The organism is Neopoerus faecalis (genome assembly GCF_029218125.1).
Lineage (GTDB): Bacteria > Bacillota > Clostridia > Oscillospirales > Oscillospiraceae > Oscillibacter > Oscillibacter faecalis_A.
Genome location: NZ_JARFXX010000005.1, coordinates 16648 through 32255, shown reverse-complemented (window position 1 = coordinate 32255; position 15608 = coordinate 16648). Strand labels below are relative to the sequence as shown.

Genomic DNA, 15608 nt, shown 5'->3' with positions numbered 1-15608 from the left:
GAAAGCATCCGCCGCCGGTGAAGCTCCGGCAGCCGATGCCTGTCTCTTTGAAGCCCACTGCCCTACCAGCGGTCGGCGCCGGGGGTAACGGCGTTTTCGCCGTCCAGCAGATCACCGTCCCGGTCACGGGCCTTGGCGTTTTCCAGCATCTGGTCCATGGGAACGCCCTCCGTTACGGATTCATCGGTATTGGCCGGAGACTGACCCGGATTGGTGTCCGGCGCGGTAACGGTATTGTCATCCCGGTCCAGCATCCCGCTCTCCTGCTGATGGCTGTCATCGGTTGTGTTCCCGCTATTTTTGCTGCCGCAGGAGCTGAGCGCCAGCGCCAGCGTCAAGGCTGCCAGCAAAATCGAAACGCTTCGTTTCATCCTCTTTCCTCCTTTTCTGCGGAGTCAATGCGATACCCACGCCTATTTTCCCCATTGGAAGGCAAACCAATCAGGAAAAAACAGTTGCTTTATCTGTTTTCTTCCTGTATAATACAATTATCAGGAATAATTTCTAATTATGAATTTGGAAAGGAGCAGAAATATGGAATTGAAGGGAAGCAAAACGGAGGCCAATCTGTGGAAGGCGTTTGCCGGAGAGTCTCAGGCCCGGAACAAGTATGACTACTATGCCAGCAAGGCGAAAAAGGAGGGCTACGAGCAGATCGCGGCTCTGTTTCAGGAAACGGCCCTGAACGAAAAAGAGCACGCAAAGCTGTGGTTCAAGGCGTTGGATGGCATCGGCACCACCGCCGAAAATCTGGTGGCCGCCGCTGCCGGAGAGAACGAGGAGTGGACCAGTATGTACGCCGAAATGGCCCGCACCGCCGAGGAGGAGGGCTTTTTGGAGCTGGCCGCTCAGTTCGAGGGCGTTGCCAGAATCGAAAAGGCCCACGAGGAGCGTTATCTGAAACTGCTGGAAAATCTGAAAAACGGTGAGGTCTTCAAAAAGGGCAACAAGGTTCTCTGGTTCTGCCGCAACTGCGGCCATGTGGAGCTGGCCGTGGAGGCCCCAGCCGTGTGCCCGGTGTGCCATCATCCCCAGTCCTATTTCCAAATCAAGGCGGAAAATTATTGAGAAGTCATTTTATGCGTCAAGGCTCCCTTTTGGGAACCTTGACGCTTTCTATGGCGGGCGTTTGACATTTCGCCTGAAATGTTTGTGAAATTCGCCGTTGACGGGACGGAAAAAAACAGGTATAGTAAGCATTAGAAAACTGGTGGAGCACACCTCTTTGGTTAAGATGAGGAACTACTTGGTATAGAAAAGGAGAGCTGTATCATGTATACACAGGAAATCACCGTTAATAACGAGGTAGGTCTGCACGCCAGACCCGCAACCTTCTTCATTCAGAAGGCCAACGAATTCAAAAGCGGCATCTGGGTGGAAAAGGATGACCGCCGCGTCAACGCCAAGAGCCTGCTGGGCGTTTTGTCCCTTGGCATTGTAAAGGGCACCAAGATCACCCTGATCGCGGATGGCACGGACGAAAAGGAAGCTGTCGGCGCTCTGGTAGAGCTGGTAAAGGACAACTTCGGCGAATAAGCAAACGCTACATCAGCCGCCTCTGCTTTTGCAGGGGCGGTTTTCTTACGCTCTTGCGCCGGTGTGTCTTTTTTGCTACACTGTGGGTAAAATGATGATCGGGTGGTGATTGGATGACAAAGGATGAGCTGCGGGAAAAGGCCAACGATCTGCCTTTGCAGCCGGGGGTCTATCTGATGATGGACCGGACCGGGAAGGTCATATATGTCGGCAAGGCGAAAAAGCTGAAGAACCGCGTCAGCCAATATTTTCAGGACAGCGCCTCCCACACCCTGAAAACCCGGCAAATGGTCAGTCAGGTGGACCATTTTGACACAATTTTCGTCTCCAGCGAATTTGAGGCCCTTGTGCTGGAAAATTCCCTCATCAAGCGGCATATGCCCCGCTACAACATTCTGCTGAAGGATGACAAGGGCTACCCCTTTGTCCGGCTGGGCCGGGGGCGCTATCCCAAATTCACCATGGTGAACCGCCCTGCCAATGACGGGGCGAAATATTTCGGCCCCTTCGGCGGGCGCTTTGAGACCCGGCAGGCCATCGACGCCGTATGTCAGGCACTGCGGCTCCCCACCTGCCGCCGCCAGTTTCCAAGGGACATCGGCGCGGAGCGGCCCTGCCTGAATTTCCACATGGGCCGGTGCGACGGTTTTTGCCGCCCGGAAATGCCGGAGGCGGACTATGACCGCCGCATTGAGCAGGCCTGTCAGCTTTTGGAGGGCCGCTCCAAGCAGTTGATTCGAGACATGACCGCCGACATGGAGACGGAGGCCGAGGCGCTGCGCTTTGAGCAGGCGGCCCAGCTTCGGGACCGGATTCAGGCCATCAGTGCCCTGAGCAAAAAGCAAACGGTCATTGCCGGCCTGTGCGCCGACACCGATGTATGGGGCGTGTTCCGTGGCGCGGGCAAAAGCGGCTACGCTGTGCTCCACATGGAGGGCGGCAATTTAGCAGGCCGCGAAACAGAGCTGCTGAACGCCCCCATGGAGGAAACGGCGGCAGAGCTGCTGGCGGCAGTCACCGCCCAATACTATCTGCCACGGGCCATTCTCCCCCACGAGATTCTACTCTGCGTGGACACTGGTGACTGTGAGGAGCTGTCTGAGGCACTGACGCAGCGGGCCGGGCACAAGGTCTGGGTCCATGTACCCCAGCGGGGCGAAAAGTCCACGCTGGCGGATATGGCCATCCGCAACGCGCAGGAGGAGGTGCAGCGGGCCACCACCGCCGAGGAAAAAACAGCCTATACGCTGGAGCTGCTGCAAAAAATGCTGAATCTCCCCCAACCGCCCAAGCGGATGGAGTCTTTCGATATTTCCAACACCGGCAGCAGCGACATTGTGGCCTCTATGGTGGTCTTTCAGGGCGGAAGGCCTCTGAAATCCGCCTACCGCCGCTTCCAGATCAAGGAGCTGACGGAGGGCCACCCGGACGATTACGCCTCTATGCGGGAGGTGCTGCGCCGGAGATTGCAGCGGGCAGCGGACGGGGACGAAAAATTCCTGCCCCTGCCGGATGTCTTTTTGATCGATGGCGGCATCACCCATGCCAACACCGCGCTGGAGGTGGCGCAGTCCTTCGGCTGTACCATCCCCATTTTCGGCATGGTAAAGGATGACCGCCACCGCACCCGCGCGCTGGTAACGCCGGAGGGGCGGGAGATCGGAATCGTAAATCAGCAGGCGGTTTTCTCCCTTATCGGCCAAATTCAGGAGGAGACCCACCGCTTTGCCATCACCTATCACCACCAGCGCCACACCAAGAGCACCATGCGCTCCGCGCTGGATGGCATTCCCGGTCTCGGCACCAAGCGGCAGGCGGAGCTGAAGCGGCGTCTTGGCACCATCCGGGCCATTCGGGAGGCGGATGAGGAGACACTGGCAGCGATTCTGCCGAAAAACACGGCCCACGCCGTATGGCTCCATTTCCACGAGGGTAACACCGCCGGGACGGAGCACACTGCCTCCGGCGATTTGTCCGAATAAATCCAAATTCCCTCTTGACTTAAAGTTCATTTTAAGTTGTATAGTAATTCCCGAACAAATCGTCCTGCTGCTTCCGCACGGAGGGCAGGCACACAAGGAGGCTATACCGATGAAGAAGCCGTATATCATCTGCCACATGATGACCTCTGTGGATGGCCGTATCGACTGCGCCATGACGGAGCATCTGCCGGGCGTGCAGGAATATTATGACACGCTGGATGCCCTGAACGCCCCCACCCGCGTCAGCGGTCGGGTCACGGCGGAGCTGGAGCTGGCAGGCCCCGGCGTATTTCACAGCGAGACCGTCACTCCCTTCGGGCGGGAGGGCTTTTCCAAAAAGACCGCTGCCGCCGGGTACGAGATCATTGCGGATACAAAGGGCACACTGCTGTGGGAGGTGCCGGAGGGCGAGCGCCCGTTGCTGATTCTCACCAGCCAGCAGGTAAGCCGGGAGTACCTTGCCTATCTGGACGCACAGAACATCTCCTGGATTGCCTGCGGTGAAACGAAAATCGACCTGCCCCGGACCTGTGAAATCCTTGCGGAGCAGTTCGGCGTAGAGCGCATGGCCGTTGTGGGCGGCGGGCATATCAACGCCGGATTTCTGGCGGCAGGTCTGCTGGACGAGGTCAGTGTGCTGATCGGCGCTGGAATCGACGGTCGGGGCGGAATGCCCGCCGTGTTTGACGGTCTTCCCATGGAACGGCCTGTCACGGAGCTGAAGCTCAATTCTGTCCGGCAGTACGGCAGCGGCGCCGTTTGGCTGCGCTACGCCGTGAAGAAATAAATACGGAGGGAAACAGCATGAAATATCAAAATCAGGACGCATTTGAAAAAGCGAATATGTTCGGCACCGGCACTCCCAACACCGCCTATGCCCAGTATTTTATTGGAAATTCCTTCCTCAACCCCCTGACGGACCCCAAGGGCGGCCTGTTCGCCGCCAATGTGACCTTTGAGCCGGGCTGCCGCAACAACTGGCACATCCATCATGCCGAAAAGGGCGGCGGGCAGCTTTTGCTGTGCACCGCCGGTGAGGGCTGGTATCAGGAGGCCGGCAAGCCCGCCGTGAGCCTGACCACCGGCAGCGTGGTGATGATTCCCGCCGAGGTGAAGCACTGGCACGGCGCGAAAAAGGACAGCTGGTTCAGCCATATCGCCGTGGAGGTCCCCGGCGAGGGCTGCCGGAACGAATGGTGCGAGCCAGTGACGGACGAGGAATACAGCAAGCTGTAAGGAGGATACGATATGGCAGTCAGGCAGACCGCGGGGCGGGACCAGTTAGGCACGTTCGCCCCTAAATTCGCCGAGCTGAATGACGATGTTCTGTTCGGTCAGGTATGGAGCCGGGAGGAGCAGCTCTCCCTCCGGGACCGTTCTCTTGTCACTGTTGTGGCACTGATGGCGCAGGGGTTGACGGACGAGTCCTTCCGCTATCACCTGATAAGCGCCAAGAAAAACGGCATCACCAAGGAGGAAATGGCGGAGATCATCACCCACGCCGCCTTTTACTGCGGCTGGCCCAAGGCATGGGCCGTGTTCCGTATGGCAAAAGAGGTCTACGGTGAAGAATAAGTCCCCACAATATTCTGAAACGATAAGAGCCGCAGCCCATATCGGGCTGCGGCTCTTATCGTTTCCTTTCAAATTGCTGCGCTCTGTGCAGGCATCAGCTTTCCATGTGGCGGCCCAAAAACGCGGCAATGGTCTGCGCCAGCTTATATTCTGCGTCGCCGGAAGCGGATTGACCGTCCCCGATGAACAGCACCAGCCCCAGCAGATCGCCCTCTGAGAGAATCGGCGCCGCCACTACAGTCATGAGACGGTCGCTGCTGTCGGACACCGGCACCGGCTGGTTCTGACCGTCATACTGGTAAATCCGGCGGTTTTCCATGATCTGCTCTAACTGCGCGGAGATGCGCTTCCCCAGCAACTCCCGCTTGGCGCCGCCAGCCACGGCGATAACGGTATCCCGGTCCGTCACGGCGCAGATGGCCCCCGTGGAGCGGCTCATGGTCTCGCAGAGCTGGGCGGCAAAATCCTCCACGCCGCCCATCAGGGAATACTTTTTGAAAATGACCTCGCCGTCCCGGCTTGTATAAATCTCCAGAGGGTCGCCGTTGCTGATAACATTGGCACGAAAGACCTTGTCCGGACGCATTTTTGCGCTTTGGACGATGGTAATGGTTGAGATATCTCCCGTGCCGTCAGGAAAATTTACGTTGCCCCCCTGACGGGCCATGGCGGCAACGAAGTTCTCCTCATGCGGCAGCTCTCCGCAGCGGAGCAGACAGTCAATGTCGGCTTTCAGCCGAATTTCCAGATGATCCTCATAGACCTTGATTTTCTCAATGATAAGCTGTAGATCCTTGCGGTCAAGATGTTCCTTGCTTAGCAGGTCATCAAAGACCTCCATGGCGGTTTTCGCCGCACGGTTCACTTGGATAATGGTATTGCGTTTGTCCGCCGCCATTTGAAGCTGATTTTGCAAGCCGTTGATGCGCTGAATCAGGTCATGCTCCAGCTCGTCATAGGTCTCCTCCAAAATGGCCTCCTGCTCCGGGTGCCGCGCCATATCCCGGATACGCTGGCGCTTGGTGGCTTTCAGTTCCTCCTGTGCGTCCAGCAGCAGGGTTTCCAGATTCTCCGCAGTGCGTTCCGTTTCACTTATGTCCTCCTGCTCGTGAGCAAGGTCGGCGTTGAGACGCTCCAGCATATTTGCGGAGTTGTCCTTTACCTTTTTGAGATATAGCTTCATCAGTTCGTCCAGCCTGTCTACCCGGATGTGGTGACTGGTGCAGCCGGACAGTCCCCGGCGGTGATAGGTGCCGCAGGTGTAGGCGGGGCGCAGATCCCGGCGGCTCATAGCAAACATGGGACTGCCGCAGTCGCCGCACTCCAGAAAACCTGAATACACATTGTCATTGATTTTCTTCCCGCGGTAGTGGTTGGTAGAGCGCTGTTCCCGCAGGGCGCGGACGGTGGCAAAGGTGCGGTAGTCGATAATAGCCTGATGGTGGTGTTCAATGACGATGTGTTCCAACTCATCCCGCTTGACGTCCTTACCGTTGATTTTGGCACGGGTGTGCTTGCCCTGCCGCAGGGTCCCGATGTAAAAATCGTTGTCCAGAATACCCTGCACCGTGACAATAGCCCAGTCCTTTTTCACCGTGCGGCGGAATTCCTCCCCCTCCGCCTCTTTGCGAAGCTGCTCTGACATCCGAGGGGTGGGCACACCAGTATCTGTCAGGTGGTTGGCGATTTTCTTATATCCCCAGCCGTCCAGATAGAGCTGGAAGATTTCCCGCACGATCTCCGCCTCCGTGGGGACGATCTCAAACTGCTTTTGTTTATTGAGGATGTAGCCATAGGGCGCGGCGCACAGCCACGCGCCGTCAGCCTGACGGCGGCGGATGACGGACTTTACCTTCTTGCTGGTGTCCGTCACTGGCATTTCGTTGATGAGAAACTGGAACTGGATTTTCAGCCAGTCATCGTCGTTTGGGAAGTCAATGTTGTCTCCAATGGAGATGATACGCACACCGACGTCCCGCAGGTCTTCCAACTCCACCAAACCGCGGGAATTGCGGCGGGAGAAACGGGAGAAGTCTTTGACAATAAGAATGTCGTACTTGTGGCTCATCAGCCCGCGCCGCATTTCCTGATAACCCTCCCGCTGCTCGAAGGTGTAGCCGGAGCGGTCCCGATCCTCGTAGAAGGTCAGCGTACTGTCGGGGAAGCGGTGCTTCACAAAATCTTCGATGATAGCCTTTTGGTTCTCGATGGATACATTGTCGCGGTCCAGTTCCTCGTCCACCGAAATGCGCGCGTAGCCCGCGATGGCAAAGCGTTCGATCATAGCTTGTCACCTTTCAGATATGCAGCGGTCTGCCGGTCAAATTCAGAGATGTAGTCGGCATCCTGCTTTTGGCGGAATTCCTCATAAATAGTACCTACTTTTTTCACTGCCGCCTCGTGGGAGATGTGGCCCTTGCCCTCCAGCACCTTGCGGCGGTTGTTGGTGAGGAAGCGGTCGGTCTCACTGAGCCAATCCTGCATGCTCATGAGCTGCTCGTCCTCCGCCATCAGTTCGGCATAGTCGATGAACATGGTCACAAGACGATTCAAGCGGCTCAATTCTTTTTCGTTCAGGTAGTTTTTGGCCACCAGCGTGTCGCTTTTCAGAATTTTTCCGTCCGGCGCGCCCTTCCAGTTAGTCAGGCCCATGGTGGGGCTGTCCAGGGTGGCTCGTTCGGAAATCAGTTCCGCCGCTGTCTTACCGGTGACAGCAAAGTGGAGCTTGTTCTGCACGAAGGCGTAGAACGCTTTCGTGGTCTCGCTGTTTTTGTCATAGTCGTAGCTGCACTGCTCAAACACATCGGCAATTTTCTGGTAAGCCCGGCGCTCGCTGGCGCGAATCTCGCGGATGCGCTCCAGCAGCTCGTCGAAGTAATCCTTGCCGAACGGACGGCCGTTCTTCATCAGTTCGTCATTGAGGACAAAGCCTTTTTGGATGTATTCCTTCAACGTTTTCGTCGCCCACTGGCGGAACCGGGTGGCCTTTTTGGAGTTGACCCGGTAGCCTACGGCGATGATGGCGTCGAGATTGTAATGGTCAATGCCGCGCCGCACTTCGCGGCTGCCCTCCTTGCGAACTACCGAGAATTTCTCGGTAGTTGCTGTCTGCTCCAATTCACCGTCCGCATAGATGTTTTTCAGGTGCAGAGAGATGTTGTCGGCGGAGCAGTCGAACAATTCTGCCATGCCGCTCTGTGTCAGCCAAAAGGTTTCGTCCTTGAACACCACGCTAACGAACTGCTTGTCAGTACCGTTGTCGTACAGTAGAATTTCGCCGTGTTGTGGAAGGAGTCCACTCATAGGCACGCCGCCTTTCTATCAAGATTGATCTGCTTGTTGATTTAACTTTGCAGATAATATTGTATCACGGTTTTTTTATAAAAGCAACCGCAAATCGCATTTCGTTTTGCCGGTTTGACTAAGCGGTATCGGTCAGTACCGATACCGCTTGCGCCTTTCATTCCATCACCGGTGTCTGCTGTTTCGCTTCCAACTCTGCCGCATGGTTTCGATTGTAGAGCAGGAGCTGATGGGTCTGCTCATACAGATCTTCCGTGCCGGACTGAAAGACTGCCACGGTGTATTTTTTGCCGTTGTATTCCTGATAGATTGGACGGAGCTGTTCACGCAAAGCGGCATCTGCCTGTTCCGAATGGCTGAGCCATATCTCTACGATCTTACGGTCATCATGGACATTGATTTCCAAATGCATCACGCTCCTTTTCCAATAGTTTCCTCTGCTTTCAAGACTTTATACCCGATGTCTGCCGTCATAGTCCTCCCATCGTTTGCTCATGCTGTTGCTTTTTCTGTTCTTCCCGCGCAGCCTGTTCATCCAATTTTTCTTTCACAGCCATGGCCGCGCCTGCGGCGAAGCCGATCACCGCGCCGAGGTTTTCGGCGGCGATCTTCGCCTCCATGCGCCGCTGTTTTTCCTCGGTGTCCTCATCCTCGTCCATCAATGTCCCCACGGCAGCCAGTCCGGCCACGGCGGGCATCAGAGAAACAGGCCGCGGATCGCCGCCGCGCCATACCAACCCGCCAGTGTCGCCGTGCCAAGGATCAGCACCAGCATGATCCGCTTGAGGGCCACCAGCAGGCTGAAGTCCGGGAGCCAGTCGATCCACTTGGAGGAATACTTCTCGCTCAGGTTCCCAACCCGTTCCAGCAGTTTGTTCATCTCTGTCAGCGATCTCTGCATCTCCGTGAGCGACTTCTGCACCGGCGTCAGGTCGGTGCGCGGTTTCAACTCCGGCAGTGCTTTCCGAATTTCCTCCAGCTCCCAGTTTATTCTGTCTGCCTGCTCCGCCAGCTTGCTCATCGCCTGCGGCAAATCGCACTGGATCACGATGGGCTGCATCGGCTGCGCTGCTTGCTGCGGTGCGCTGTTCGGCTGGTTCATCCGCTTCAATTCCTCCATCGGTTTCCTCTGCTCGATGGAATTTTCTCTGGACGAGCTTTGCTCGTATTCTGAATTCATGCTCCATGGCCTCCTTGCAATACTTTTCTTTGTGTAGTTTGCTGTCACGGCACTTTAGTCCGTCCGGCGTGGTGTAGGTGATGTACTTGCGGGTGCTCTCCCAGCACACCGCGTAGCCCTCGGATGCCATCAGGGAAACGAAGGTGTCCTTGTCGGCGGCGTATTTCATGCACGCATCGATGGTGTTCATGAGCCACAGCTTCCAGCTTTGGCCCTTCAGAGCCGTGTGATATTCCGCGCCGCTCATGCCGCGGGCCTGCTGCGCGGTCGGCTCAAAAACCGGTAGACCCATCTCCGGACAGATCACGTCGTTGCGCTGCATCAGCTCCTGCAGTTGTTCCTTCGCCATGTGCAGCTTTTTGCCGGTGTCGAAATTGACGGAGTTGATGACGCAGTGGGAGTGGATATGTTCCCGGTCTACGTGGGTACAGACCAGCACCTCGCAGCCGTCAAAGTATTCTGCCAGCTGCCGCGCGGCTTCGTGAGCCTGCCGGGGATCGACCGCCGCGCCCTTCGGAAAGCTCTGCACCATGTGGTAGAACATCACGCCGCCGTCCTTGTGGTAGAGCAGCTTGGTGCTCAGGAAATCATCGTAGACGCTCTGCGGCTGGCAGTTGATGCCGCTGACGAGCGGCCCGCCCTCCCATGCGGTTTTCTTTTCCAGCATGACGTAGAGCATCACGCCGCGCATGGCGGCGCGGGACTGTGTGCCCCGTTTGTAGTCCACAAAATGTACGATGGCCATACGGCTCACCGCCCTTCCATGACTGATCGCAACGCGGCGCTGACCTCGGACAGCTCACCGGCAGCTTTTTCCAGACCGATGACCTGCACCTTGCCCATGTTGGCGAGGACGGTGAGGCGGTTGATGTTGCTGCCGATGCCCTTGAGCTGGCGGAGCAGTTCTTTTTGCTCGTCGATGACCACGATCCGCTTGCCGAGACAGCAGGCGGTGACGTAGCCGCTCATGGACATGTGGGCCTTCGCCGCCAGCGCCCTGATCTTCTCACGGTCAGCGGACGCCATGCGCGTGCTGAATTTGATATCTTTTTTCACAATCAGTGACCTTTCTGAAATGATTTCTCTCGTCCCCTCGGAGAGCTGGGGGTTCCTCAAAGGGGGACTGGTCCCCCTTTGAAGCTGCGCCGCCGGAGGTGGGTAAAAGCGTTTCCGCAGAAACGCTCGCAGCTTTGAGTGGGTGTGGGCTTCCGCCCGGAAATGGGGTGTGGGGCCATGCCCCGCCCAGTGCATTTGGCAGGGCAGCGGCTTCGCCGCAGACCAGACAAATGCGATGCTGGCCGTCGTCCGAGCGGACGACGAATCCCTCGTCCCGCCGCAAGCGGCAGGACTCGCGCTCTCTGTCGCTCGTCCTCTTCCCACCGAAACCGCTTCGCTGGGTTTCGGCGGGAGCCCTGTTGGGGGAGGTGATAAAAACTCCCGTGTTATATTTTTTACATTTCTGTGTGGGGGTGGTATCACTTACCCTCCGGTTGCTGTGGCTGTGTCGGAACAACCCGGCACGGGGTTTATTTCAGCAGAAAAAACGGCTTTCTCAGAGCGGGTGCTCTGCACCGACGGACGAGCTGTTCCCTCCCGCACACAGTGCTTTTTTGGCACCTCTATGCGTGGGGCGGTATCACTACCCTCGGTGTGTGCTTCATGCCGTTGAAACGCTGGACGCCCGCGGGTCACGGCGGCTTATTTGCCGTTTTTATGCCGTCCCGGAATTCGCCCTGTGTGGGCTGAAGATCCCCTCAGCGGGTACACACGCCACCCCAGCCCCCAACCGCGCACACAGCGGCTCACACGCCGAAACACGGCGGGTTATCAGGGTCGATGGTGACGATGTTTCCGGCAGCGGGATCATCGACACCATCGGCCCTTTTCAGGCAGATCAGACGGTCGCCGTTGCTCTTGCGGAAGGACACCGTAATGCCGTTTCTCCTTAGAGCGTCAACGCTTTTGCGGATTCGGTGGGAGAAGCTGTTGGGGGTCAGCCACTCCGCACCGGCAGGGTCGATCTTTTCCAGTAGCACCTTGGCAGGGGCGCTGATCTCCGGCTGCCGGCGCAGCAGTTCAGAGAGAAGAAAAAGAATCCGTTCACTGGGCTGCTCCGTCTGTTCGCAGTCGTCTGACAGCAGCTTCCAGCCATGATCCTCACCGTCGAACTCCAGCGCCAGTTCCCGGTAGGGGATGTCCCGCCCGGTGCAGTAGAGCGTGGCGGTGTTCTCCCTGCGCTTACTCTTGCGGAGGACGAAGTTGCTGTCGGTGGCACCGCTGAGTCCGGTGGTGCCGGAAATCATGTTCATGGGATCATCGTCATTCATCTTCCGCAGATGGTGCACCAGCAGAATGGCGATGCGGTGCTTGTCCGCCAGCGCTTTCAGAACGCCGATGTCCCGATAGTCACTGGCATAGGGATTCGCGTCATTGCCCACGGTGCGGATGCGCTGGAGCGTGTCGATGACGATGAGCCTGGTCTGCGGATGCTCCTTCAAGAATTGCTCGATCTGTTCCACCAGCCCATTGTGGAGCTGCTGGGACATGACGGCGAAGTGCAGCGTGGGCGGTGCGTCCTCTGTGAGATCAAAGAGGCGGCTCTGGATACGCTGGAAGCTGTCCTCCAGACAGAGGTACAGCACCTCGCATGGCCGTGTGGCGAACGTCCAGAGCGGTTTGCCCTGCGCGGCGCAGAGACACAGCCACAGCGCCAGCCACGATTTGCCGATCTTCGGCGCGCCTGCCAGCAGGTGCAGCCCTTGCGGGAGCAGATCGTCGACCACGAAGGAGGCCGGCTCGTAAGCGGTGCTTTGCAGCGTGTCCGCGTCAATGGTTTGCAGTCGGTTCATAAAAATTTCTCCTTTCCGGTTTGTCAATGTGGTATACTGATACTGTAAAGGAAGGGAGATGGTTTTTACATGGAAGAGTGGTTTTCGAGATTTTTCCAAGACTTGCAACTACAGCTCGGACTGCGTGACCCCAAGTTGACCGCTCCCGAAAAGAATATCTCCGGCATCTTTTTGGAAACAGATACCGGAGAGAACATCGATATTTTATTGGTTGGCAAGGATGGGTGTGTAGAAGAACTCAGGGGTCGAACGCCAGCGGAGGAACTGGTTCGGTTTACTTCTCTGGATTTTGCGGAATACCATGCCGTGATCCAGCGGCTCTGGACGGAGCATCCTCTGTTTTTGGAACGCATGGATGTTCCCTATTCGGACTATGAGGATTTTGAAAAGCAGATCGGCGACTTGCCTGATTGGATCATGAAGATCGATACCATCTCCGCTTTTTATGCCGCTGAACATCTTCAGGACGCAATGGCAATGCAGGACAATGGTTCGCCGATTTTTCCGTCCGAGAAAGGTGCCGCAGTTCTTTGTGCGCTGGACGAGCCGTGCAGGGCGCAGCTGCGTATTCGAAATCTGCTGGAGATTGGATTTGCCGACTATGAACGCGCCGCGCAGTGGGAGCGGTATGGAGCATTGGAGGAAGCATACCCTGCGTTGATGCACCAGTTCTTTCCGTGCAGGCCGATGCCATTCGGACATCGGTTGCGGTACACGGTTGAAAGCACCTTTGAATTGTACCTGCTGGAATTGCAGCTTTATTTCCGCCAGAAGAAAAAGCGCATCGCACGGTGTGAGTGCTGCTGGCAGTATTTTATTCCAAAGACCTCTGCAGAAACGCATTACTGCGACCGTGTGATCGACGGACTGTCCTGCAAGGCGCTGGGGCCAAAGCTCAAGGGCAAGGATGGTGCGGCATTGGATGAGGCACTGCGGATATACAATGCTCTGCGACATAGAATGGAAGAACGGCGGAACCGTTATGAGGACGCTCCGCCAGACCAGCGGGAACGGCTGAAGCCTGTGAGCGATACCCGCTATCAGGAATGGATCAGGGCAGCAGTCAAGGTAAGAGGACAGTATCTCAAAGGAAAAATTTCCGCATCGGATTTCCTGCGGGGAATCGATACCTTTGGAGAACTGGAAACCTATGAGGTCGAGCAGGTGTCTCTGCCAGAGCCGGACAGCACGGCATGGCGGCAGCATATCAAGGGAAATCTGGACTTTGATCCAGCCACAAACTACAAGGGCTTCATGCTGCTGGACTTGAGAGAAGAGAATGCGGAATGGAAGGTTTGGACGCCGGAGGAACAGGCGGATATCGACCGCGGCGGGCATGGGAGCTTAAGGGAGAAGTATAAAAAGTAAGGACTGAGGGAGTTTTACTCCCTCAGTCCTTACTTTTCCAAAGATTCATAATAGGATATGATGCAAATACCTCTTTTTCTTCTGGGCAGAGCCGGTCATAAATTAAATGAGCCTCATAAAAACTCTCCAAAAGAATATTGGCGGCTAACTGATATTGCGCAGGGATTCCCTTGGTTTTCATGGATGAAAGGTACTGGATTTCTTCTGGATTCAATTTCCGACGACGCTTCTCTGTCTGCAAACGATTAATTTGATATAGATCCACTTGCGAAGAATCCTTTTCACTCAAAAAGTCAAGCAACTGAATTACTACATCTAAGATGGTAGTATCTTTTCTCCTGTCATATAATTTCAAAAGTTCCAGAATAAGCAAGATAATATGTTCCCCATATACAGCGGAATACGGCTGTTTTTGTATTGATGGAACAATTTCTGATAGGTCTGCATTATCTATTGTTTCAAGCTGTTCGGCCGTCACGAGAACGTAAGGGCTTACTCTTGTTCCATGTTCAGGTGAATCATCTTTTCCCGCTAAAACCAGATCGTCAATTTCAAAGAAGTTACGAATGAAGCAGCCTGTTTCATTATCCGCCTTTTTCAGCACAAGCAGAAGTGATATATTCCCTATTGAAATTTTCCCAACAGCGGGTTGCTCCGAACACTTCAAAGGAACTGTAGAACCATCCAATATACCATCTACGAGGTAATTGAGATTACTTGTTTCTTTATCTGTTAGACTTCCCAATGATAAATCTTTTTGGACATGGAGTTTCTTCAATGTGGCATCTGCGCGCAGGAGAGCGGACAAACGATTCGAAACCTCGTCCAGCGTATGTCCATGAAAATCGAGAGAAGAAAAGACAGGCATTAAAACCTTACCGATGTAAATGGGTTGTTTTTGCATCATTGCTGATATGAGTTTCATTTCTCGGATTTGTTCTTGTAGCGTTCCTTGGAATTTATAGTTCACATTAAAATGATGATTATTTGCGGTGATTGTAATATCGCTACCAAGTTCAAAATGCCGTTTCTTATTTGGCGCTCGAATGACATCTATGTGGTCATACAAAACTTCTCCATTCACAACTATTTCGTTCTTTTGTCTTGTTATAATTTTTTGAGGATATATCTTATCTACAGCAAAAGCAAGGTCAATATTTTTCGGTTTCGCATAGATGTATTGGGGATGGCTCAATAATTCTTCAAAAAGGTCATCTCTGTTTTTTAAGCCGATACTTGGCACAGAGAACTGCAATTTATCGATTTCTAATGATGTTTTTTTCAAATCCTGAACAGAGCAAACATCGGGAAGTAAACTGGCTTGCTTCCGCTTATTTGTCAAAAAATCATAGCAAACTCGTATTATGCCATCTTTATATCTGTGCGGGAATAAATCCAATTTTATCTGCTTGGTTTTCTGCGAACCAGCCGAATCCAATATGCGTCTGAGGTCAAATGGCAAAAGCGAAGTATAATAAATTTTGTAATCATCATAATTCTTGCTTTGGATAAGGAAAAAGATAACACCACCATCATTTAGATAATTACGTAAATCACTGACCTCAGCTTGAAATGTTGCCTTGTTTTTTTGAAAGCGTTCAACCCAAGTGCCCTTGACTTGGACAGGAATCCGCCCCGCTAAATTGGATTTATTAAATTCACTTGAGTGATATAGTCTCATTTCCCCATCCCACGAGGGTGTTTTATCGTTTTCATGAATGTCGGGTTCGATGACGCCTGTCCTTAAAACAGCATCTGTCAGTTTGTTGATTGAGTACATTTCTATAACAGAAGTATTAGGCTTCTCTTCCATAT

Annotated in this window: 15 protein-coding genes; 7 read left to right on the top strand and 8 right to left on the bottom strand. The window is 54.7% G+C overall.

Annotation, left to right across the window (positions count from 1 at the left end):
- Positions 1-62: 62 nt before the first annotated feature.
- Positions 63-371: a hypothetical protein gene (locus tag PY311_RS07340; RefSeq protein ID WP_286148026.1), complete on the bottom strand. Its 309-nt coding sequence runs from the start codon at positions 369-371 to the stop codon at positions 63-65.
- 163 nt (positions 372-534) lie between these two features.
- Between PY311_RS07340 and rbr the strand changes: the two genes are divergently transcribed.
- From rbr to PY311_RS07310, 6 genes are all read left to right on the top strand, one after another.
- Positions 535-1068, top strand: a complete 534-nt coding sequence (gene rbr / locus PY311_RS07335; RefSeq protein WP_286148025.1) for a rubrerythrin — start codon at positions 535-537, stop codon at positions 1066-1068.
- 204 nt (positions 1069-1272) lie between these two features.
- Positions 1273-1536 carry an HPr family phosphocarrier protein gene (locus tag PY311_RS07330; RefSeq protein WP_286148024.1) on the top strand — a complete coding sequence of 88 codons (264 nt, stop codon included), beginning with the start codon at positions 1273-1275 and terminating at the stop codon, positions 1534-1536.
- A 113-nt stretch (positions 1537-1649) separates the two neighbouring features.
- Positions 1650-3518, top strand: coding sequence for an excinuclease ABC subunit UvrC (gene uvrC / locus PY311_RS07325; RefSeq protein ID WP_286148023.1), 1869 nt, complete (start codon positions 1650-1652; stop codon positions 3516-3518).
- 109 nt (positions 3519-3627) lie between these two features.
- On the top strand, positions 3628-4305 hold the full coding sequence (locus tag PY311_RS07320) for a RibD family protein (RefSeq protein WP_286148022.1): 678 nt from the start codon (positions 3628-3630) through the stop codon (positions 4303-4305).
- A 17-nt stretch (positions 4306-4322) separates the two neighbouring features.
- On the top strand, positions 4323-4754 hold the full coding sequence (locus PY311_RS07315; protein WP_286148021.1) for a cupin domain-containing protein: 432 nt from the start codon (positions 4323-4325) through the stop codon (positions 4752-4754).
- Positions 4755-4766: 12 nt separating this feature from the next.
- Positions 4767-5093: a carboxymuconolactone decarboxylase family protein gene (locus PY311_RS07310; protein WP_350309716.1), complete on the top strand. Its 327-nt coding sequence runs from the start codon at positions 4767-4769 to the stop codon at positions 5091-5093.
- A 94-nt stretch (positions 5094-5187) separates the two neighbouring features.
- On the opposite strand, the gene PY311_RS07305 is transcribed toward PY311_RS07310, so the two are convergent.
- From PY311_RS07305 to PY311_RS07280, 6 genes are all read right to left on the bottom strand, one after another.
- Positions 5188-7377 carry a stage V sporulation T C-terminal domain-containing protein gene (locus tag PY311_RS07305; RefSeq protein WP_286148020.1) on the bottom strand — a complete coding sequence of 730 codons (2190 nt, stop codon included), beginning with the start codon at positions 7375-7377 and terminating at the stop codon, positions 5188-5190.
- Positions 7374-8396: a virulence RhuM family protein gene (locus PY311_RS07300; protein WP_286148019.1), complete on the bottom strand. Its 1023-nt coding sequence runs from the start codon at positions 8394-8396 to the stop codon at positions 7374-7376. The genes PY311_RS07305 and PY311_RS07300 overlap by 4 nt, the downstream gene beginning before the upstream one ends.
- 157 nt (positions 8397-8553) lie before the next feature.
- Positions 8554-8802 (bottom strand): hypothetical protein, encoded by a 249-nt coding sequence (locus PY311_RS07295; RefSeq protein ID WP_286148018.1) that lies wholly within the window; start codon positions 8800-8802, stop codon positions 8554-8556.
- Between the two features lie 64 nt (positions 8803-8866).
- Positions 8867-10321 carry a relaxase/mobilization nuclease domain-containing protein gene (locus PY311_RS07290; RefSeq protein ID WP_286148017.1) on the bottom strand — a complete coding sequence of 485 codons (1455 nt, stop codon included), beginning with the start codon at positions 10319-10321 and terminating at the stop codon, positions 8867-8869.
- A 5-nt stretch (positions 10322-10326) separates the two neighbouring features.
- Positions 10327-10632: a MobC family plasmid mobilization relaxosome protein gene (locus tag PY311_RS07285; RefSeq protein WP_286148016.1), complete on the bottom strand. Its 306-nt coding sequence runs from the start codon at positions 10630-10632 to the stop codon at positions 10327-10329.
- 746 nt (positions 10633-11378) lie between these two features.
- The gene (locus PY311_RS07280; protein ID WP_286148015.1) at positions 11379-12425 is read right to left on the bottom strand and encodes an AAA family ATPase; all 1047 of its coding nucleotides are present in this window, start codon (positions 12423-12425) and stop codon (positions 11379-11381) included.
- A gap of 69 nt (positions 12426-12494) precedes the next feature.
- Between PY311_RS07280 and PY311_RS07275 the strand changes: the two genes are divergently transcribed.
- Complete coding sequence (locus PY311_RS07275) at positions 12495-13793, top strand: DUF6076 domain-containing protein (protein WP_286148014.1); 1299 nt, start codon at positions 12495-12497, stop codon at positions 13791-13793.
- Between the two features lie 22 nt (positions 13794-13815).
- Here the strand turns inward: PY311_RS07275 and PY311_RS07270 are convergent, their stop codons facing one another.
- On the bottom strand, positions 13816-15606 hold the full coding sequence (locus PY311_RS07270; RefSeq protein ID WP_286148013.1) for a hypothetical protein: 1791 nt from the start codon (positions 15604-15606) through the stop codon (positions 13816-13818).
- Positions 15607-15608 lie beyond the last annotated feature (2 nt).